Below are 18,188 nucleotides of genomic sequence, written 5' to 3'. Positions count from 1 at the left end.
TCCTGTTAGGGTGCGCCAAAATCGAACGCCACATCACAGGGAGGCGCGCATGCGCACGATCGGGCATTACATCGGCGGCCGGAACGTCGGCGGCGAGAGCGGTCGGTTCGCCGACGTGTTTCATCCCTCGACCGGCGAGGTCCAGGCCAAGGTCGCGCTCGCCAGCAAGGCGGAACTCCGCGCCGCTGTGGAGAACGCCAGGGAGGCCCAGCCGGCCTGGGCGGCGACCAACCCGCAGAAGCGCGCCCGTGTGATGATGCGCTTCCTGGAGCTGATCCGCGGCGAGCACGACGCGCTGGCCGAGCTGCTCGCCTCCGAGCACGGCAAGACCGTGCCGGACGCCAAGGGCGACATCCAGCGCGGCGTCGAGGTGGTCGAGTTCGCCTGCGGCATCCCGCACCTGCTCAAGGGCGAGTACACGGAAGGCGCCGGCCCCGGCATCGACGTCTACTCCCTGCGCCAGCCGCTCGGCGTCGTCGCCGGCATCACGCCGTTCAACTTCCCCGCCATGATCCCGCTGTGGAAATGCGCCCCGGCGATCGCCTGCGGCAACGCCTTCATCCTGAAGCCGTCCGAGCGCGACCCGAGCGTGCCGATCCGCATCGCCGAGATCTTCCTGGAGGCGGGCCTGCCGCCGGGCATCCTCAACGTGGTCAACGGCGACAAGGAAGCCGTCGACGCGATCCTCGACGACGAGGACATCAAGGCGGTGGGCTTCGTCGGCTCCTCGCACATCGCCGAGTATATCTATGTGCGCTCCGCCCAGACGGGGAAGCGCGCCCAGTGCTTCGGCGGCGCCAAGAACCACATGATCATCATGCCGGACGCCGATATGGGCCAGGCCGTCGACGCGCTGATCGGCGCCGGCTACGGCTCGGCCGGCGAGCGCTGCATGGCGATCTCGGTGGCGGTGCCGGTGGGCGAGAAGACCGCCGACCGGCTGATGGAGCGTCTCATCCCGCGGGTGGAATCCCTCAAGATCGGCCCGTCCCATGACGGCTCGGCCGATTACGGCCCGCTGGTCACGGCGGAAGCGGTGCAGAAGGTCGCGAGCTACATCGACAAGGGTGTCGCCGAGGGCGCCCAGCTCGCCGTCGACGGCCGCGGCTTCAAGCTCCAGGGCTACGAGAACGGCTTCTACATGGGCGGCTCGCTGTTCGACCGCGTGACGCCCGACATGACGATCTACAAGGAGGAGATCTTCGGCCCCGTGCTCTCGGTGGTGCGGGCCAAGGATTACGAGGAGGCGCTGGCGCTGCCTTCGACCCACCAGTACGGCAACGGGGTCGCGATCTTCACCCAGGACGGCGACGCGGCCCGCGACTTCACCGCCCGGGTGAACGTCGGCATGGTCGGCGTGAACGTGCCGATCCCGGTCCCGATCGCCTATCACACCTTCGGCGGCTGGAAGCGCTCGGGTTTCGGCGATCTGAACCAGCACGGGCCGGACTCGATCCGCTTCTACACCAAGACCAAGACCGTGACGCAGCGCTGGCCGAGCGGCATCAAGAGCGGGGCGGAGTTCTCCATCCCGACGATGCGGTAGGCCGACGCTTCCTGAGCAGGCACCACGTCATTCCGGGGCGCCGCAGGCGAGCCCGGAATCCAGAACCGCCAGCGGAGCCCTGTCTTGAGGTCTCGGCGGATCTGGATCCCGGGCTCCGCTTCGCGGCCCCGGGATGACGGACTTGATGCATGAACGCCCGTGCCGCGTTCTCGCGCTCGCGGTTGATCCCCGTTCCGCGGGCGAAACAGAGCGACCCGTCTGACCTTCGGAGTACCGCCCAATGAGTTTCGGGCTCGACGAGGACCGGACCGCGATCCGTGAGATGGCCCTCGGCTTCGCGGCCGAGCACATCGCGCCGCACGCCCTCGACTGGGACCGGGACAAGACCTTCCCGGTCGAGACCCTGCGCGAAGCGGCCGCCCTCGGCATGGCGGGCATCTACGTCCGCGAGGATGTCGGCGGTTCGGGGCTCTCACGCCTCGACGCGACGCTGATCTTCGAGGCGCTCAGCACTGGCTGCCCGACTGTGGCGGCGTTCCTGTCGATCCACAACATGTGCGCCTGGATGATCGACGCCTACGGCGACGCCGATCAGCGCCAGCGCTGGCTGCCGTCGCTCATGGGCATGGAGCGGATCGCCAGCTACTGCCTGACCGAGCCGGGCTCCGGCTCCGACGCCGCGGCGCTCCGCACCCGCGCCGAGCGCGACGGCGACCATTACGTACTCACCGGCGAGAAGCAGTTCATCTCGGGCGCCGGCGCCAGCGACCTCTACGTCTGCATGGTCCGCACCGGCGAGGCCGGGCCTTCGGGCATCTCGGCGATCGTGGTCGAGAAGGGCACCCCCGGCCTCTCCTTCGGCGCAGACGAGCGCAAGATGGGCTGGAACGCCCAGCCGACCCGCGCGGTGCGCTTTGACGGCTGCCGTGTGCCGGTGGCCAATCGCCTGGGCGCGGAGGGGCAGGGCTTCCGCATCGCCATGAGCGGCCTCGACGGCGGCCGGCTCAACATCGCCGCCTGTTCCCTCGGCGGCGCGCAGGCGGCCCTCGACAAGGCGCTGGCCTATATGGGCGACCGGCGTGCCTTCGGGGCAAAGCTCACCGACTTCCAGGCGCTGCAGTTCCGGCTCGCCGACATGGCGACCAGCCTGGAGGTCTCGCGCACCTTCCTGCGCCACGCGGCCGCTGCCCTCGATGCCAAGGACCCGGCCGCGACGCAGCTCTGCGCCATGGCCAAGCGCCACGTCACCGATGCGGCCTTCGACGTGGCCAACCAGGCGCTCCAGCTGCACGGCGGCTACGGCTACCTCGCCGAGTACGGCGTGGAAAAAATCGTCCGGGACCTGCGCGTGCACCAGATCCTCGAAGGCACGAACGAGATCATGCGGGTGATCATCGCCCGCGGCCTGGCCGGGGGCCGCCGATGACCGACGTGATCGTCGAGCGGGTCGGCGCCCTCGGGCGCCTGCGCCTCGACCGGCCGAAGGCCCTGAACGCCCTGACCCACGGCATGGTCCTGGCGATCGACCAGGCCCTTGACCAGTTCTCCGCCGATCCCGGCATCGCCGCGGTGCTGCTCACCGGCGAGGGGGAGCGCGGCCTGTGTGCGGGCGGCGATCTGCGTGGCCTGTACGACAGCCAGGGCACCGCGTTCGCCGAAGCCTTCTGGCGCGACGAGTACCGGCTCGATGCCCGGATCGCCGATTACGAGAAGCCGTTCGTGGCGGTGATGGACGGCATCACCATGGGTGGCGGCGTCGGGCTCGCCGGCCATGCCGCCCACCGCATCGTCACCGAGCGCTCCCGCGTCGCCATGCCGGAGACCGGCATCGGCTACCTGCCGGATGTCGGCGGCACGTGGCTGCTGCCCCGGGCTCCCGGCGAGATCGGCACCTATCTCGGCCTGACCGGCGAGCCGGTCGGCGCCGCCGACGCGATGTTCTGCCGGCTGGCCGACGCCCTGGTGCCGTCCGCGGGGCTGCCTGACCTGATCGACGCCCTCGTGGCGCTCGATCCGGATGCCGGGCACGAGGGTGTGCGGGACGTGATCGCCCGGTTCACGCAGGACCCCGGTCCGCCGCCGCTGGCAGCGCACCGGGCCCTGATCGACCGCTGCTTCGCCTTTGACATGGTGGACGAGATCCTGGCCGCCCTCGACGCGGACGGCTCGGACTTCGCGGCCGCGACCCGGAAGACCCTGCTGACCAAGGCGCCGTCGAGCCTCGTCCTGACGCTGTGCCTGCTGCGGCTCGGTCGCGGTGCCCCGAATCTGGAGGCCTGCCTGGAGCGCGAGTACCACGCGTCGCTGGCTCTGCTGGCGGAGGGCGATTTCCGCGAGGGGATTCGCGCCGCGGTGATCGACAAGGACAAGCATCCGCGCTGGAACCCGCCGACCCTCGACGCGGTCGATCCGGCCCGGATCGCGCGCTGGCTGGAGAAGCGGGCGGAGCCGGTTTTTTCGGACGCGCGCACGGGGCCGGTGTGATGACGCGTCGCTCGTTCCCACCCACACCCTCATCCTGAGGTGCCGAAGCGTAGCGTAGGCCTCGAAGGAGGGCTCCAGAAGCCGCCGTGATCCCTGGAGCCCTCCTTCGAGGCCCGCTTCGCGGTCACCTCAGGATGAGGGCGCGGGTGGGCGACGCGAGCGACAACAATCAAGGGAGAAGCAGGATGGCGCAGACCATCGGGTTCATCGGTCTCGGCAACATGGGCGGGCCCATGGCGGCCAACCTCGTGAAGGCCGGCCACACGGTACGTGGCTTCGATCTCGTACCGGCCTCGCTGGAGGCGGCGCGCGCCGAGGGGATCGCGGTCGCGGGCTCGGCCCTCGAAGCGGCCGAAGGGGCGGATGTCGTGATCACCATGCTGCCCGCCGGGCGGCACGTGGTCGAGGTCTGGACACAGCTCGCCGAGGCGCTGCCCGCCGGCACGCTGCTGATCGATTCCTCGACGGTCGACGTCGAGAGCGCCCGCAGGGCCCACGCCCTCGCGGAGGCGCGGGGCTGCCTGTCTGTCGACGCGCCGGTCTCCGGCGGGACCGGCGGCGCCAAGGCCGGGACGCTGACCTTCATGGCAGGCGGCGCCGCGGCGGCGTTCTCGCGGGCCGAGCCGTTGCTCAAGGCAATGGGCAAGAACGTGTTCCATTGCGGCGATGTCGGTGCCGGGCAGGCGGCCAAGATCTGCAACAACATGATCCTCGGCATCTCGATGATCGGCGTCAGCGAGGCCTTCGCGCTGGGCGAGAAGCTCGGCCTGTCGCACCAGGCGCTCTACGACGTGGCCTCGGTCTCCTCAGGCCAGTGCTGGTCGCTGACAACCTACTGCCCGGTGCCCGGCCCGGTGCCGACCTCGCCGGCCAACAATGGCTACAAGCCGGGCTTCGCCGCCGCGCTGATGCTCAAGGATCTCCGGCTCGCCCAGGCTGCCGCCCTGGCCTCGGGCGCCGCGACACCGCTCGGCGCGGAGGCCGCGCAGATCTACGGTCTGTTCGAGAGCGCGGGCCACGGGGGAGAGGACTTTTCCGCGATCATCCGTATGCTCCGCGGGCAGGGAGGCGAGTCGTGAGCGAGGCGTACGAGACGATCCTGACGGAGACGCGCGGGCGCGTCCTGCTGATCACCCTCAACCGGCCGAAGGCGCTGAACGCCATCAACGCGCAGCTCACCCGGGAGGTGATCCGGGCGGCCACCGAGGCCGATGCCGATCCGGGGATCGGCTGCATCGTCCTCACCGGCTCGGCCAAGGCCTTCGCGGCCGGCGCCGACATCAAGGAGATGCAGCACGCCACCTACGCGGAGATGTACGCGGGCGACCGGTTCGCCGACTGGGACCGGTTCGTCGCCGTGCGCAAGCCGATCATCGCCGCCGTGGCGGGCTACGCGCTCGGCGGCGGCTGCGAGCTCGCCATGATGTGCGACATCATCCTGGCGGCCGACACGGCGCAGTTCGGCCAGCCCGAGATCAAGCTCGGGGTGATGCCGGGGATCGGCGGCAGCCAGCGGCTGACCCGCTTCGTCGGCAAGGCCAAGGCCATGGAGATGTGCCTGACCGGCCGGATGATGGACGCCGCCGAGGCGGAGCGGTCGGGCCTCGTCTCGCGGGTGATCGCCGCCGACCGGCTTCTCGACGAGGCGTTGAAGGCGGCCGAGACGATCGCGTCGATGTCGCTGCCGATCGTCATGATGACCAAGGAGGCGGTCAACCGGTCCTACGAGACCACGCTGACCGAGGGCATCCGCTTCGAGCGGCGGGTGTTCCATGCCATGTTCGCCACCAAGGACCAGAAGGAGGGCATGGCCGCCTTCGTGGAGAAGCGGCCGCCGCGGTTCGAGAACACCTGAGCGGAGCCCGTCTCTCTGGGGGAGGGACGCGGCCAAAGAACGAGGGGGAACGACCATGCCGAGCTTCCGGGAGGCCCGCGACTGTCTGCTGGCCCATCGCACCGATTACGCCGCCGCGGTCGCGGCCTTCGCGTGGCCGGATCCGGTGCCGTTCAACTGGGCGCTCGACTGGTTCGACGCGGTCCTCGCCGGTCCCGAGAGCCGCGATCGCGCCGCGCTCCGCATCGTCGAGGTGGGCAGCGGCGCCGAGCAGAGCTTCACCTTCGGCGAGCTCGCCGCACGTTCCAACCGCGTCGCCAATCATCTGCGGCAGCTCGGCCTGAAGCGCGGCGACCACCTGCTCCTGCTGCTCGGCAACGTCCCGGCCCTGTGGGAGACCATGCTGGCGGCGATGAAGCTCGGCGCCGTGGTGATCCCGGCGACCACGCTGCTGACCGCCGACGAGCTCGCCGACCGCCTCGCCCGCGGGCGCCCGCGAGCGATCGTGGCCGGGCCGGAGCAGATCGCGCGGTTCGCGGGCCTCGACACCGGCGGCGCCATCCGCCTCGTCACCGGGCCCGCGACGGAGGGCTGGGCCGCCTACGACGACGCGGTCGAGGCGCCGGAGCGTTTCGCGCCGGACGCTCCGACCGGGGCCGACGACCCGCTGCTCCTCTACTTCACCTCGGGCACCACGGCGAAGCCGAAGCTCGTGCGCCACAGCCACCGCTCGTACCCGGTGGGGGCGCTCTCGACCATGTACTGGCTCGGGCTCCAGCCCGGGGACGTGCATTGCAACGTCTCCTCGCCGGGCTGGGCCAAGCACGCGTGGTCCTCGTTCTTCGCGCCCTGGAACGCCGGGGCTACCATCCTGGTGATCAACCAGGCGCCGTTCAACGCCGCCGCCCTGCTGGCGCAGCTGGAGCGCACCGGCGCCACCACGCTCTGCGCGCCGCCGACCGTCTGGCGGATGATCATCCAGGAGGACCTGACCGGGAAACGCCTCGCCCTGCGCGAGGTCTGCGCCGCGGGCGAGCCCCTCAACCCGGAGGTGATCGAGCGGGTGAAGAACGCCTGGGGCCTCACGATCCGCGACGGCTACGGCCAGACTGAGACCACGGCGCTGATGGCCAACACGCCGGGCCAGCCGGTCGTGCCCGGTGCCCTCGGCCGGCCCCTGCCGGGCTACAGGGTCCGCGTCCTCGACATCGACGGCCAGCCAGCCTCCGAGGGGGAGGTCTGCCTCGAACTCGGGGCGCACCGGCCCGCCGGTCTGATGCAGGGCTACGACGACGGCCAGGGCAACCTGTCGGGTGCCGAGGGCGACCTCTATCACACCGGCGATGTCGCCTTCGTGGACGACCAGGGCTGCTACACCTTCGTCGGCCGGGCCGACGACGTGTTCAAGTCTTCGGGCTACCGCATCAGCCCATTCGAGCTGGAGAGCGTGCTGATCGAGCATCCGGCGGTGGCCGAGGCCGCGGTGGTCCCTGTCCCCGACCCGATGCGCCACACGATCCCGAAGGCCTACGTGTCCCTGGTGGCGGGCGCGACGGCCGGGCCGGAGACGGCGCTCGACATCTTCCGCTTCACCAATGCCCGGCTCGCGACCTTCAAGCGCCTGCGCGGGTTGGAATTCGTCACCGACCTGCCCAAGACCATCTCGGGCAAGATCCGTCGCGTGCAGCTGCGTCGCCTGGAGCACGACGGCGTCACCGACGATCCGCACCGGGGCAAGGCCTACACGCAGGCGGATTTTCCCGAGCTGAAGAGCGAGGCGGAGCGCAAGCTCGACCAGACCGCGGGCTGACCGTTGCGGGGTGATCGCGCGGCTCGCGAAACGATGTTGGCGTTCCCGAGGCGTCACGGATGCGGGTGACGAACGCTCAAGGTTTCCGTTTCCCGAAGCCGAAGCCACGGATTTGCCGGGCTGATCAAGCGACCCGTCGACGCTGTCCTGCGTCACCCGGCTCCGGCCGGCGAATCGATAAAATTGCGCGCATCGGCTTCAGCGCCGCGGAGGCTCTGCGGCGCAATTCTGTCCTCAACAACGGGGACGGGTTCGATGGGCGCGAGGCTTCTCAGGACGGTTCGGGGGATGCTGGTCGGTGCGGCGACGCTGCTCGGCCTTGCCGCCACCGCGCAGGCGCAGACGCTGGCGAGCTTGCCGTCCGAGGTGGGCGCCAAGATCCTCGGCGATGCCCGTCCGATCGCCGCGTGGGTGACGTTCTGCCAGAGCTACGCGGCGGAATGCGCGGTGGACCGGACCGAGCCGTCGCGGATCAGCCTGACGCCGGCGACCTGGGCGACGATCGTGTCGGTGAACCGTCGGGTGAACAAGGCGGTCGAGCCGATGACCGACCAGGACCACCTGCACGTGGCCGACCGCTGGGACCTGGCCGAGGACGGCATCGGCGATTGCGAAGACTTCCAGCTGCTCAAGCGCCACCTCCTGGCCGAGGCGGGCCTGCCGCGGCGGGCAATGCGCATGACCGTGGTGATCGACGAGAAGGGTGAGGGCCACGCGGTGCTGACGCTGGTCACCGACCGGGGCGACCTCGTCTTGGACAACAAGACCAACGCGATCCTGCCCTGGCACCGGACCGGCTACGTGTTCATCAAGCGCGAGAGCCAGGACGCCGTCGCCTGGGTGTCGCTCGGCGGCGTCACCTCGCCCGTCACAACCGCCAATCGTTGAGGGGTCTCAGGCCGCCCGGCTCAGCGACGGCTGCGTGAGGCTCGCCACGTAGGACTCGACCCGCCCGATGAAGGCCGCGAGGTGGGGAGCGACGCCCCGGAGGCTCGCAAGGTCGCGGATCAGGATGTCCCGCGACAGCGCGCGATCGCCCTCGCTCGTCGCGCCGGCCAGATACGAATCGACCGCGTGCTCCGCGATATTGATCGCGCCGGCCCGACCATCCTCGGCGAGCGCTCTGATCACCTGCTGGATGGCGGGCTGCATCTCGAAATTCCTTTGCGGTTCGGCTCAGCCCAGCACCGGGCTGGCCGCTTTCTTGCGATCCGTTCGAGCGTAGGCCGAAACCTGCGCGTGCGGCTCTGAAAAGCCGGCAAAGCTGACGTGAATCAAGGCCTTCGGCGACCGCGCAGACCGGCCATTCGCCCATTGCATGCGTGCGGCTCGAGTTCTGCGGATGCAACACCCGCCTAAATCGGAACCGTCCGTCGTTTTGCGCGTTATCTACGCCGCTTCCGGCCATTGTGCGCTGCGTGCGAGCGTGTCACCTTTCCGTCATCATCGGGCGGCGGGGGCTTGAACCATGCGGCACGCGGATGGCGGGTTCTCGTGTCAGACGTTCGGCGGGCTGCGGTGGCGCGGCTGGACGGATCCGGTGCGCCGGGCGCGCCAGATGTTGAGCTTCGCTCTGGTCGGCACGATTCTCACGATGGGCGGCGCCACGACGCATGCCCATGCGCGCCTCGTCCTGCCCGATGAAGTCGCGGTCGCCGAGCCGACCGGACCGGTGCGTGCCATTGCGGGTTGGGCCGATTTCTGCGCGCGCATCCCCCAGGAATGCACGATCGACACCGCCGAGCCGTCCGCGATTCCTCTCACCGTCGCGGTGTGGCGGACGCTGCAGAGCGTCAACCGGCGGGTGAATGCGCGCATCCGGCCGATCACCGATCAGGCCCATTGGGGGCTCGTCGACCGCTGGGACTTCCCGGATGACGGGTTCGGGGATTGCGAGGATTACCAGCTTCTAAAGCGGCGCATGCTGGTGGAGCGCGGCCTGCCGCGGCGCGCCCTGCTGATGACCGTGGTGATCGACGAAACCAACGAGGGGCACGCGGTGCTCACCATCCGCACCGATCGCGGCGACTTCATCCTCGACAACAAGACCGACGCGATCCGCTCCTGGCGGCGCACCGGATACAGCTTCATCAAGCGGGCTGGCCAGGATGGACCGGCCTGGGTCTCCCTGGAAGGCAAGGACGGTACCGCACAGGTCGCGACCGCCGAGCCCTGACCGCGGCGACGCTCAGGCGCCGACCAGCATCGCCGCGAGATCGAGGGCGACGCGCCCCGAGAGCAGGCTCCAGCCGCAGGCGATCACCGTGGCCAGCATGACGAACGGCATCGGGCGTCTCTCGATCCGCCGACCGCGCACGGTGTTGCGCAGGATGATGAACGGGGCCGAGAAAGCCAGCATCGGCAGGGCCGCCACAGCCGGCAGACCGCCGCGCTCCAGCAGGCTGAAGCTCGCCCGCCGCGCCGCGAACAGCTCGAAGGCGCTGGCGATCAGGCCCGAGAGCGCAAGACCGATGCAGAGCGTCCGGATCGATTCGAGGGCGGCGGGCGTGAAGACCATTATTCGCGCTCCTGTACAGGTTGCGCGGAGTGTAGCCCTGCCATTTACCGGTTGTTAAGCACGACCCCGCGTTAGCGTTAACCCGTGCACAGGCCACCATGGGTGGAACCCGGAGCACTCGCATCGGAGCGGGCCTTTCCGGGACGAAGCGCGCGATCGCGGATTGTGCTGCCGCCGGAGATCGTGCCGGCAGACCGATCGAACGCGCGGTCATTCCGGGGCGCCGAAGGCGAGCCCGGAATTCCAAGACGCTGGTGCGCCAGGATCTTGCCCTGAGACAGTTCCGGATCCCAGGTTCCGCTGCGCGACCCCGGGATGACGGCGCGGATGCTTCAGCGTCATGGCGACGCCCACGCCCCTAGGGGAGACTGAGAGCCTCCGACGCGATCCCCCGGGATAGAATCCGCGTGGGGATCAGCTGGACCGGGCCGTCGAGCCTCAGGCGTCTTCCTCGAGGTCGATGTCGAGGATCGCCATCCGGAACACGAAGGAATCGTCGCCGTCCTCCTTGTCGTCGGCGATCACGCCGATCGACTCCTCGCCGATGAACACCTCGGCGGAATCGCCGGTCTTCATCGCCGTCAGGCGGATGTTGTTGTTCGCGAACTTGCGGCGCAGGTAGTCCTGGAGCTTCGCGGTTTCGGCTTTGGTCACGCTGTCTGATCTCCCTGGCGGCGCCGGCGCCGCTGATGGGCGGTGGGCTTGCCACGCCTGCGACGGAGCGGCAAGCGCGGCCATTCGCACCGCGCGACCGCCTCAGATGCCGTCGCCGAGATGGATGAACTGATCGAGGGCGACGAGCTGATCCATCGCCCGAGCCGGATCGTCGCAACCCGCGGTGCCAACCACCCGGGCCGGCACACCGACCACCGTGGTGTTGGGCGGCACCGGGCGCAGCACCACGGAGCCGGCTGCCACCCGGGCGCAGGCCCCGACCTCGATGTTGCCGAGGATCTTGGCGCCGGCCCCGATCATCACGCCGCGGCGGATCTTCGGGTGGCGGTCGCCGCGCTGCTTGCCGGTCCCACCCAGAGTCACGGCGTGGAGGATCGACACGTCATCCTCGATCACCGCGGTCGAGCCGACCACGAGCCCCGTGGCATGATCGAGAAACACGCCCCGTCCGATCCGCGCGGCCGGATGGATGTCGCACTGGAACACCTCCGAGACCCGGCTCTGGAGGTAGAGGGCGAGATCGCGCCGGCCCCGATTCCAGACGTGATGGGCGAGCCGGTAGGCCTGGAGGGCGTGGAAGCCCTTGAAGTAGAGCACCGGTTCGAGGGCTCTGAGCGTCGCCGGATCGCGGTCGATCACCGCACCGATATCGGCGCGGAACGCCTGCCCGATGCTCGGATCGGCGGTGATCGCCTCGTGGAATGCGTGCGCGACGAGGTCGGCCGTCAGGGACGGGTGGCCGAGCCGGGCGGCGACCCGGTGTGACACCGCCCCCTCCAGGGTGGCGTGGTTCAGGATCGTCGCGACGATGAAGGATGCGAGCTGCGGCTCGCTGCGCAGCACGTCCTCGGCCTCGGCGCGAAGCCGCGACCAGACCGGGTCCAAGACCGCGAGATCATGGCCCGCGGGATCGTGGGATTCGCGGTTGAAGGCTGGGCTGGCGCTCATGGTCGGATGCTCATGTCCGAGACTCCGGGCTTGCTCGCCGCCGCTCTGCCGTGCAGCGCCGGGTCAGGGCAGGGTGATGGACCCCGCTCCGCAGGGTCGATGATCTGAGCCTAGCGTGGTGTGTTGCGCCGTACTGATCAAGGGCCGACGCGCCGGAAGGGCTGCGTCGGCGGCATGGCTGTCACCGGACCCTGCGGGAGCGGCTCAGTCCGCGGTCGGCACCGGGTGCTTGAACCGGGCCTCGATCGCCGCCGTCAGCCGGTCCAGCATCGTCTGGACCGGAATGTTGGAGGTGTCGACCGTGGCCGGCGCCCGCGCGTAGAGCGGCTCCCGGCTCGCCAGCACGGCGCGCAGTTCCTGCATCGCCGAGGCATGGTCGCCCGTCGTGGCGAGATGGCCCTGCTCGCGGACCCGGCTCATGTGCTCCTCGGGCCGGGCGCGCAGCCAGATCGTGTAGAAGGCCTGGAGCAGCAGGTCGTAGGTCAGCGGCTCGGCGACGATCCCGCCGCTGGTCGCCAGGATCAGCGGCCCGGGGTGCTCGGTCAGCCGGCGCAGGGCCGCCTGCTCCAGGCGCCGGTAGCCCTCCTGGCCGTAGATCGCGAAGATCTCCTGCACCGAGAGGGCGTTCTCGCGCTCGATCTCGGCGTTCAGCTCCACGAAGGTCCAGCCGAGGCGCTCGGCCGCAAGCTTGCCGAGGGTCGATTTGCCGGCGCCGCGCAGGCCGATCAGCGCCACCCGCGGGCGGTTGCTCGCCTCGGGCCGGTTGCCGCCGGACAGCGCCTCCTTGGCGGCGGCGATCTGGGCCGGGCTGGCCTGGCTGAGAAGGTCGCGTACCAGAGGCCAGTCGGGCAGGGCGTCGTTGCCGGTGATCAGGTCGTCCAGGCGCACGCCCATGGCGTTCGCCACCCGCCGCAGCAGGATGATCGAGACGTTGCCCTGGCCGCCTTCCAGCTGCGCGATGTAGCGCTCGGACAGGCCCGAGGTCTGCGATAGGACCTTGCGCGACAGCCCGCGCACGGTGCGCGCGTGCCGAACGCGGCGCCCGAGGTCCGTGAGAAAGAGAGATTCCTGTTCCAACACGCCGCTCATGGCGCAGTCCGCTTTCCTGCCAGCTCGAAAGCAGAGTCCGTGCCCTGCATACCTGCCGCTTCGCGATCCACCGCTTTCCACGATCCCGCAGGGCAGCAAGCTGCCCGAGCATCTGCGCGGAGACTGACGTATCCTGCCCTGAGGTCTGTGTTGCGCCGCCTGTGTCCGGCCGCTGCAACCGGGCGCCGATGCATACCGGGCCGGTCCAACCACGCTGCTGGCGTGTCGCCTATGTGTTGCGGAACGCCCCGATGGTCAAGCCTTGGGCATGATCCTTGTGTGGGCAGACGTCCGGCCAAGGCTGACTGCGGCCGGTCGAAGGCGGCTCCGCACCTCTGTCACTCGACCGGCAGGGCCACGGCCTCGCGCACGGCCACGCTGGCCGGCGCGCGCCGCGGCGTGGCGGCGGCCAGCGTCTGAAGCGACGGACGACGCGGCGGCAGCGGCACTTCGACCGCCTCGGTGGCCGGGGCGGCCTCCGCCTGCGGCTGCGGAGACAGGCGTAACTCCGCGATCTCGGCGGAACGCGCATCCGCCACGGCGACGGCGCTGGCGAGGCCCGCGGGCCGGCGCGGCGGGAGCGGGACCTCCACGGCCTGGACTGCGCCGCTCTGGTCCGCCGTTGCCGGGGACGGGGCCGCGGCGGCCGCGGACGGCTCGACGGACAGGCTCGCGAGCTGGACCGTCGCCCCGTCGAGACCGGCCGGGCGGCGCGGCGGCAGGGGCACCTCGACCCGCTCGCTCGGCACCTCCGCCACCATGGCGGCGCTCGGCGCGTAGGCCAGGGCGGACGCGGCCGGGCCGGCGGTGCGGTCGGCCGCGCCGCCGCCGAACAGGCTCGCCAGGGCGCTGGCCGAAGCCGCCACGGGGGCGACCACCGAGGCGACCTCGGTGGAGATGCCCTGGCGCTTGGCGGCGTAATAATAGCCGCGGTTGTAGTACTGGTAGGCTTGGCTGACGTTCCCTTGGGCGGTGCGGTAGGCGCCCGCCAGATAGGCCACGCCGTAGCGCAGGTTGGTCGCCGGATCGAAGAGCCCGGCGGCGTCGCCCGTGTAGCCGAGGCTGCGCGCGGTCGCGTGCTTGATCTGCATGAGCCCGAGCGCGCTGCCGCCCTTGGCTTTCGGGTTGTAGTTGCTCTCGCGCTTCACCACCGCGTGGACGAAGCTCGCCGGAACCCCGTTCGCCTTGGCCTGCTGCTCGATCAGCGCGTCGATGTTGTCGCGCGCGCCCTGCCCGAAGGCGACGGCGGGCACGACCGCGATGGCGGCGGCCAAGAGAAGGCGATGCATGCCGAGACCCGGATCTGCTTGTTCTGTGGCTAAGCTAGGTCGCGGGCAAATGAGGCCGGAAAGCGGCCTCGGTTCGGCAGCCTGTGGGCGACGGCTGCGTCGGGCGCGGTCGCGCCCGGATCTGTGCTTCGCCGGCAACAGCCGCACGGCCTTCCGGCTGCCGGCGGCGTTATCCACAGATTGGTGCGGACGGGTTCGGGCGCCGACCAAGCCGGCGCGCGTCAGGGCAGGATGAAACGCGCCACGCCGTGGGCGAAGCCGTCCGCGTCGTTGCTGTCCGTGACGGCCTGCGCGGCCGCCTGCACGGCCGCCTCGGCGTTGCCCATCGCCACCGAGAAGCCGCTGCGGGCGAACATCGGCCGATCGTTGCCGGCGTCCCCGAAGGTGGCGATCCGTTCGGGCGGAATGCCGAGATGCGCGCTCATCCAGGTCACGAACCGGCCCTTGTCGAGGTGGGGCGGCGTGACGTCGAGATAATAGGCCTGCGAGCGATGCACCGTGGCCCGGTCGGCCAGGGCCGCCCCGATCTGCGCCTCGCAGGCAGCGAGGTGGGCGTGGTCGCGGCTCACGCCGACGATCTTGGAGGCGGCGCCCATGAGCATGCCGAGGTCGGCCACGACGCGCGGCTCCGCGCCGATCGTGCGGCGTTCCAGATCCGTATAGGGGCCGTCCGGATCGCGCAGGCACCAGGCGCCTTCGGCGAAGACCCAGACATCGAGCCCGGCGGCCAGGAGCTGATCGAGCGCGGCCCGGGCAGCGGGTTCCGGAATGAGGCGCTCCTCGATGGACGACAGGTCGGGCCGCACCACGCTTGCGCCGTTGAACGCCCCCATCGGAAGGTCGAGACCGAGCTGGGCGACCAGATCCCGGAGCCCGATCGGTGGCCGCGCCGAGGCGATGCTGAAGCCGATCCCGGCCGCGCGCAGCCGGCCCACGGCCGCGACCGTGGCGGCGGTCAGGCGCTTGTCGCCGGTCACCAGCGTGCCGTCGACGTCCGAGATCACCAGGGCGATCCCGGCGGCTTTGGCGGGCTCCGATCCCATCGATTCACTCTGCTCCGGTCTCGGCGCGCGCTTCGGCCGCGAGCTGTGCCACGACGCGGTCCGCGATCCGCTCGGGCGGCTCGGTGATCCCGACCGTGATCGGGTGCTCGTCCGGACCCGGAGGCTCGAGCGTGGCGAACTGGCTGTCCAGAAGGCGGGGCGACATGAAATGCCCCTGGCGCGCGACGAGGCGGCCGGCGATCAGGGCCTTGTCGCCGTCGAGGAAGACGACACGCACCCGAGGGTTCCCGCCGGTGAGAACGTCCCGGTAGGCCCGCCGCAGGGCGGAGCAGACCACAACGCCCGATTCCCCTGCCTCCAGCCGATGCCGGATCCAGACCGCGATCCGGGCGAGCCAGGGCGCGCGATCCTCGTCGTCCAGGGCGTGCCCCGCGCGCATCTTCGCCACGTGCTCGGGGGTGTGGAAGCTGTCGCCATCGACAAAGATCCAGCCGAGCTTCTCGGCAATCAGGACGGCGACGGTGCTCTTGCCCGAACCCGAGACGCCCATGAGCACGAGGACCTGCGCGGCGGAGGTCGCCATCGCCGCATCATGCGTCGTCCTCGTCTGCGGATTCATCAGGACCACCGCGGCTCCAAGGCGCTCTGGGCACCGTGAGGTTCATCAATAGGACGAGGAGCGGGGAAGGAAAGATCGCCGCATCGATCCGAGCATCGTGCGGTGGGCCTGGAACCACCCGACAGACCATGCGTTCCCATCTGCGAAGACGGAACATTTCAGGAACATAGATCCATGGCCAACACTGCCGGGAAGTCAGCGTCGAAGTCCGATCAGAAGGCCGCAGCGGCTTCGGACAATCCCAAAACCGATCCCAAGGACAGCTCGAACCAGATCAAGGATCCGGACCAGTGGACCACTGGCGGCGAGCCGATGACCGGCGCTCAGGCGTCCTATCTCAAGACGCTGTCGGAGGAGGCCAAGGCGCCCGAGGCGTTCGACCCGGAGCTCGATAAGGCTGAGGCCTCCAAGCGGATCGATGATCTCCGCCACAAGGCCGGTCACGCCTGACCAGCCGGCGGGCGCGTCCGCGTGATCGGGCGCGCCCTGGCGGAAGCCAAGTCCTGTTTAAGCCTGTTTGATAACGCTGTGTCGCGCATTCCATTAAGTCGGCGGCAAGTGCAGGAACGCTAGACATGATACCGGGCTGAGCGGTCGCCTCCGTGGCACCGCTCAGCGAGAGGGCGTTTCGACCATGGACGAGCCGAGTTGCGGCAGGACGGGGGCGGGCACCCCGCTGGTCCGTATCCTAGCCGGCCTCGCAGGTCGGACGATCGCCGAAGGAACACGATTCAGGCGGGATGCTCGCGGATCGACGGCGCTGGAATATGCGCTGATCGGCTTCTTGGTGTTCGTCGTCGCAGTCGGAAGCATCCGATTTTACGTGTCGCGACTGAATACGGTCTACGACCGGATCAACACGGCCGTCACGCAGGGCAACTGAGCGCTGCCGCGCGCGGGGTCGAGCCGGGCGACGCCGATCCGCCCGGTTTGCAGGCGGCTATTTTCAGAACCCGATAGTGCTGTCACGCCGCCGCAAGCGGTGTTTTCCCCTGCTTGCCCTGAAAAAGCTGTGCTTAGCGAGGATGAATCCGCGGGCTCGACCGTCGCGGGTGCAGTGTGGCCCACCCGCTACGGACACCCAGGCCGCCTTGGGCTAGGCACGGGCTCGGCAATACCGATGGGCAACATCTGGATGCGCACACTTCCCCTCGCCCTGCTCGCCGCGACGGCGATGTCGGGCTGCACGTACCTGCCCGCGGCGGGTCCGACGGCGAGCGCGATCCAGGCGGGAGCGGAGGTGGCGACCGCCGACGGCGGGCTGCTGGCGCGCTACGAGATCATCGACGTCACGCCGAGCGTGGTCGAGGCTCTGCGCGGCCGGCCGCTGGACAGCCTGCTCGCCTCGTTCGGCGATCACCGCCCCTCGACCGAGCCGGTCATCGGCATTGGCGACATGGTCTCGGTCTCAGTCTGGGAAGCCGGCTCCGGCGGCCTGTTCTCCGGGCCGCTGGTCGCCGACCGGTTCTCGGCCGGCTCCAAGTCCGCCCTGATCCCCGAGCAGCCGGTCGGGCGCGACGGCGCCATCTCGGTGCCCTATGCCGGCCGCATCAAGGTCGCCGGCCGCCGCACCCAGGACGTGCAGGCGCTGATCGAGACCGAACTCGCCGGCAAAGCCATCCAGCCGCAGGTGCTGGTCTCGGTCACCCGGCCGATCAGCCAGGCCGTGACCGTCACCGGCGAGGGCGCGTCCGGCGCCCGCCTGCCGCTCTCGGGCCACGGCGACCGCATCCTCGACGTCATCGCCGCCGCCGGCGGCAACCGCGCGCCGGTCAACGAGACCTTCGTGCGGCTGTCGCGCGGGCCGGTCACCGCCACGGTGCCGCTGACCACGGTGGTGTCCAACCCCAAGGAGAACATCTACCTGCGGCCCAACGACGTGCTCACGCTGGTGCGCGATCCGCAGACCTTCATCGCGGTCGGCGCGCTCGGCAACAGCACCGAGCTGCCGTTCCAGGCCGACGGCATCACCCTGGCGCAGGCGCTCGCCAAGGCGCGCGGCCTGTCGGACTTCGCCGCCGACCCGGCCGGCACGTTCATCTTCCGCTTCGAACCCGCCAGCGTCGTGCGCCGGCTCAGCCCGGGCTCGCGGCTGCTCGGCACGCCGCTCGTGCCGGTGGTCTACCGGATCGACATGCGCGACCCCAACAGCCTGTTCGTCTCCCAGGCGTTCCGGATGCGCAACCGCGACCTCATCTACGTCTCGAACGCGCCGTTCACCGAGGTCTCCAAGGTGCTCTCCGCCTTCAGCAGCGCCACCGGGCCGCTCTCCTCGGTCGCGACCGCTTACTACTACGCGAAGTAACGCACGGCCCGCCCCCGGGGCGCGACGGAAAAAAATCGCGTTTCCCGCTATCCTCGCGTATGGGCTTCGGGTGCGGTGCGGGAAAGGTGTGGCCATTGCACTCCGC

19 protein-coding genes are annotated in these 18,188 nt (G+C 70.0%); 11 read left to right on the top strand and 8 right to left on the bottom strand.

Features of this window, described 5'->3' with window-relative positions:
• Nucleotides 1–49 precede the first annotated feature (49 nt).
• The 7 genes from ABIE45_RS01220 to ABIE45_RS01190 all read left to right on the top strand — a co-directional run bounded on the left by ABIE45_RS01220 (nt 50) and on the right by ABIE45_RS01190 (nt 8,523).
• Nucleotides 50–1,546 (top strand): CoA-acylating methylmalonate-semialdehyde dehydrogenase, encoded by a 1,497-nt coding sequence (locus ABIE45_RS01220; protein WP_192710113.1) that lies wholly within the window; start codon nt 50–52, stop codon nt 1,544–1,546.
• A gap of 241 nt (nt 1,547–1,787) precedes the next feature.
• Nucleotides 1,788–2,933 (top strand): isobutyryl-CoA dehydrogenase, encoded by a 1,146-nt coding sequence (locus ABIE45_RS01215; protein ID WP_192710112.1) that lies wholly within the window; start codon nt 1,788–1,790, stop codon nt 2,931–2,933.
• Complete coding sequence (locus tag ABIE45_RS01210; RefSeq protein ID WP_192710111.1) at nt 2,930–3,991, top strand: enoyl-CoA hydratase/isomerase family protein; 1,062 nt, start codon at nt 2,930–2,932, stop codon at nt 3,989–3,991. The genes ABIE45_RS01215 and ABIE45_RS01210 overlap by 4 nt, the downstream gene beginning before the upstream one ends.
• Nucleotides 3,992–4,125: 134 nt before the next feature.
• Complete coding sequence (mmsB, locus tag ABIE45_RS01205; RefSeq protein ID WP_373622078.1) at nt 4,126–5,070, top strand: 3-hydroxyisobutyrate dehydrogenase; 945 nt, start codon at nt 4,126–4,128, stop codon at nt 5,068–5,070.
• Nucleotides 5,067–5,846 carry an enoyl-CoA hydratase gene (locus tag ABIE45_RS01200; protein ID WP_192710109.1) on the top strand — a complete coding sequence of 260 codons (780 nt, stop codon included), beginning with the start codon at nt 5,067–5,069 and terminating at the stop codon, nt 5,844–5,846. The genes mmsB and ABIE45_RS01200 overlap by 4 nt, the downstream gene beginning before the upstream one ends.
• Before the next feature lie 55 nt (nt 5,847–5,901).
• A complete protein-coding gene (locus tag ABIE45_RS01195) occupies nt 5,902–7,635 on the top strand; it encodes an AMP-binding protein (protein ID WP_192710108.1) in 1,734 nt (577 codons plus the stop codon).
• A 288-nt stretch (nt 7,636–7,923) separates the two neighbouring features.
• A complete protein-coding gene (locus tag ABIE45_RS01190) occupies nt 7,924–8,523 on the top strand; it encodes a transglutaminase-like cysteine peptidase (protein ID WP_373622076.1) in 600 nt (199 codons plus the stop codon).
• Between the two features lie 6 nt (nt 8,524–8,529).
• On the opposite strand, the gene ABIE45_RS01185 is transcribed toward ABIE45_RS01190, so the two are convergent.
• Nucleotides 8,530–8,787 (bottom strand): hypothetical protein, encoded by a 258-nt coding sequence (locus ABIE45_RS01185; protein WP_192711734.1) that lies wholly within the window; start codon nt 8,785–8,787, stop codon nt 8,530–8,532.
• Nucleotides 8,788–9,103: 316 nt separating this feature from the next.
• Here ABIE45_RS01185 and ABIE45_RS01180 point away from each other — a divergent pair, with 316 nt between their 5' ends.
• Complete coding sequence (locus ABIE45_RS01180) at nt 9,104–9,811, top strand: transglutaminase-like cysteine peptidase (RefSeq protein ID WP_192711735.1); 708 nt, start codon at nt 9,104–9,106, stop codon at nt 9,809–9,811.
• Between the two features lie 12 nt (nt 9,812–9,823).
• Here ABIE45_RS01180 and ABIE45_RS01175 read toward each other — a convergent pair whose 3' ends face one another.
• From ABIE45_RS01175 to ABIE45_RS01145, 7 genes are all read right to left on the bottom strand, one after another.
• Complete coding sequence (locus ABIE45_RS01175) at nt 9,824–10,153, bottom strand: hypothetical protein (protein ID WP_192711736.1); 330 nt, start codon at nt 10,151–10,153, stop codon at nt 9,824–9,826.
• 438 nt (nt 10,154–10,591) lie between these two features.
• Nucleotides 10,592–10,807, bottom strand: coding sequence for a DUF3126 family protein (locus ABIE45_RS01170; RefSeq protein ID WP_091721446.1), 216 nt, complete (start codon nt 10,805–10,807; stop codon nt 10,592–10,594).
• A 102-nt stretch (nt 10,808–10,909) separates the two neighbouring features.
• The gene (cysE, locus tag ABIE45_RS01165; protein WP_192711737.1) at nt 10,910–11,776 is read right to left on the bottom strand and encodes a serine O-acetyltransferase; all 867 of its coding nucleotides are present in this window, start codon (nt 11,774–11,776) and stop codon (nt 10,910–10,912) included.
• A 204-nt stretch (nt 11,777–11,980) separates the two neighbouring features.
• The gene (locus ABIE45_RS01160; RefSeq protein ID WP_192711738.1) at nt 11,981–12,865 is read right to left on the bottom strand and encodes a helix-turn-helix transcriptional regulator; all 885 of its coding nucleotides are present in this window, start codon (nt 12,863–12,865) and stop codon (nt 11,981–11,983) included.
• 338 nt (nt 12,866–13,203) lie between these two features.
• On the bottom strand, nt 13,204–14,154 hold the full coding sequence (locus ABIE45_RS01155) for a transglycosylase SLT domain-containing protein (RefSeq protein WP_192711739.1): 951 nt from the start codon (nt 14,152–14,154) through the stop codon (nt 13,204–13,206).
• 221 nt (nt 14,155–14,375) lie between these two features.
• Nucleotides 14,376–15,197, bottom strand: coding sequence for a Cof-type HAD-IIB family hydrolase (locus ABIE45_RS01150; protein ID WP_192711740.1), 822 nt, complete (start codon nt 15,195–15,197; stop codon nt 14,376–14,378).
• 4 nt (nt 15,198–15,201) lie between these two features.
• Nucleotides 15,202–15,741: a gluconokinase gene (locus ABIE45_RS01145; protein ID WP_373622074.1), complete on the bottom strand. Its 540-nt coding sequence runs from the start codon at nt 15,739–15,741 to the stop codon at nt 15,202–15,204.
• Nucleotides 15,742–15,951: 210 nt separating this feature from the next.
• Between ABIE45_RS01145 and ABIE45_RS01140 the strand changes: the two genes are divergently transcribed.
• The 3 genes from ABIE45_RS01140 to ABIE45_RS01130 all read left to right on the top strand — a co-directional run bounded on the left by ABIE45_RS01140 (nt 15,952) and on the right by ABIE45_RS01130 (nt 18,082).
• Entirely contained in the window at nt 15,952–16,227 is a 276-nt protein-coding gene (locus ABIE45_RS01140) for a DUF3072 domain-containing protein (protein WP_192711742.1), read from the top strand.
• A gap of 184 nt (nt 16,228–16,411) precedes the next feature.
• Nucleotides 16,412–16,660, top strand: coding sequence for a hypothetical protein (locus ABIE45_RS01135; protein WP_192711743.1), 249 nt, complete (start codon nt 16,412–16,414; stop codon nt 16,658–16,660).
• Nucleotides 16,661–16,912: 252 nt separating this feature from the next.
• A complete protein-coding gene (locus ABIE45_RS01130) occupies nt 16,913–18,082 on the top strand; it encodes a polysaccharide biosynthesis/export family protein (RefSeq protein ID WP_373622072.1) in 1,170 nt (389 codons plus the stop codon).
• Nucleotides 18,083–18,188: the final 106 nt, after the last annotated feature.

Origin of the sequence: Methylobacterium sp. OAE515 (genome assembly GCF_041806315.1) — a bacterium.
Taxonomy (GTDB): domain Bacteria; phylum Pseudomonadota; class Alphaproteobacteria; order Rhizobiales; family Beijerinckiaceae; genus Methylobacterium; species Methylobacterium tardum.
Note: the sequence above shows the minus strand (reverse complement) of the source record. Positions and strands in the feature narration are given on the sequence as shown.

What these genes read in the sequence shown, in the direction of transcription:
- ABIE45_RS01155 (WP_192711739.1), bottom strand. Translation starts at nt 14,154, where the DNA reads ATGCATCGCCTTCTCTTGGCCGCCGCCATCGCGGTCGTGCCCGCCGTC.
- mmsB (WP_373622078.1), top strand. Translation starts at nt 4,126, where the DNA reads ATGAGGGCGCGGGTGGGCGACGCGAGCGACAACAATCAAGGGAGAAGC.
- ABIE45_RS01175 (WP_192711736.1), bottom strand. Translation starts at nt 10,153, where the DNA reads ATGGTCTTCACGCCCGCCGCCCTCGAATCGATCCGGACGCTCTGCATC.
- ABIE45_RS01130 (WP_373622072.1), top strand. Translation starts at nt 16,913, where the DNA reads ATGCGCACACTTCCCCTCGCCCTGCTCGCCGCGACGGCGATGTCGGGC.
- ABIE45_RS01210 (WP_192710111.1), top strand. Translation starts at nt 2,930, where the DNA reads ATGACCGACGTGATCGTCGAGCGGGTCGGCGCCCTCGGGCGCCTGCGC.
- ABIE45_RS01220 (WP_192710113.1), top strand. Translation starts at nt 50, where the DNA reads ATGCGCACGATCGGGCATTACATCGGCGGCCGGAACGTCGGCGGCGAG.
- cysE (WP_192711737.1), bottom strand. Translation starts at nt 11,776, where the DNA reads ATGAGCGCCAGCCCAGCCTTCAACCGCGAATCCCACGATCCCGCGGGC.
- ABIE45_RS01195 (WP_192710108.1), top strand. Translation starts at nt 5,902, where the DNA reads ATGCCGAGCTTCCGGGAGGCCCGCGACTGTCTGCTGGCCCATCGCACC.
- ABIE45_RS01150 (WP_192711740.1), bottom strand. Translation starts at nt 15,197, where the DNA reads ATGGGATCGGAGCCCGCCAAAGCCGCCGGGATCGCCCTGGTGATCTCG.
- ABIE45_RS01185 (WP_192711734.1), bottom strand. Translation starts at nt 8,787, where the DNA reads ATGCAGCCCGCCATCCAGCAGGTGATCAGAGCGCTCGCCGAGGATGGT.
- ABIE45_RS01190 (WP_373622076.1), top strand. Translation starts at nt 7,924, where the DNA reads ATGCTGGTCGGTGCGGCGACGCTGCTCGGCCTTGCCGCCACCGCGCAG.
- ABIE45_RS01140 (WP_192711742.1), top strand. Translation starts at nt 15,952, where the DNA reads ATGGCCAACACTGCCGGGAAGTCAGCGTCGAAGTCCGATCAGAAGGCC.
- ABIE45_RS01180 (WP_192711735.1), top strand. Translation starts at nt 9,104, where the DNA reads ATGCGGCACGCGGATGGCGGGTTCTCGTGTCAGACGTTCGGCGGGCTG.
- ABIE45_RS01215 (WP_192710112.1), top strand. Translation starts at nt 1,788, where the DNA reads ATGAGTTTCGGGCTCGACGAGGACCGGACCGCGATCCGTGAGATGGCC.
- ABIE45_RS01160 (WP_192711738.1), bottom strand. Translation starts at nt 12,865, where the DNA reads ATGAGCGGCGTGTTGGAACAGGAATCTCTCTTTCTCACGGACCTCGGG.
- ABIE45_RS01145 (WP_373622074.1), bottom strand. Translation starts at nt 15,741, where the DNA reads ATGGCGACCTCCGCCGCGCAGGTCCTCGTGCTCATGGGCGTCTCGGGT.
- ABIE45_RS01135 (WP_192711743.1), top strand. Translation starts at nt 16,412, where the DNA reads ATGGACGAGCCGAGTTGCGGCAGGACGGGGGCGGGCACCCCGCTGGTC.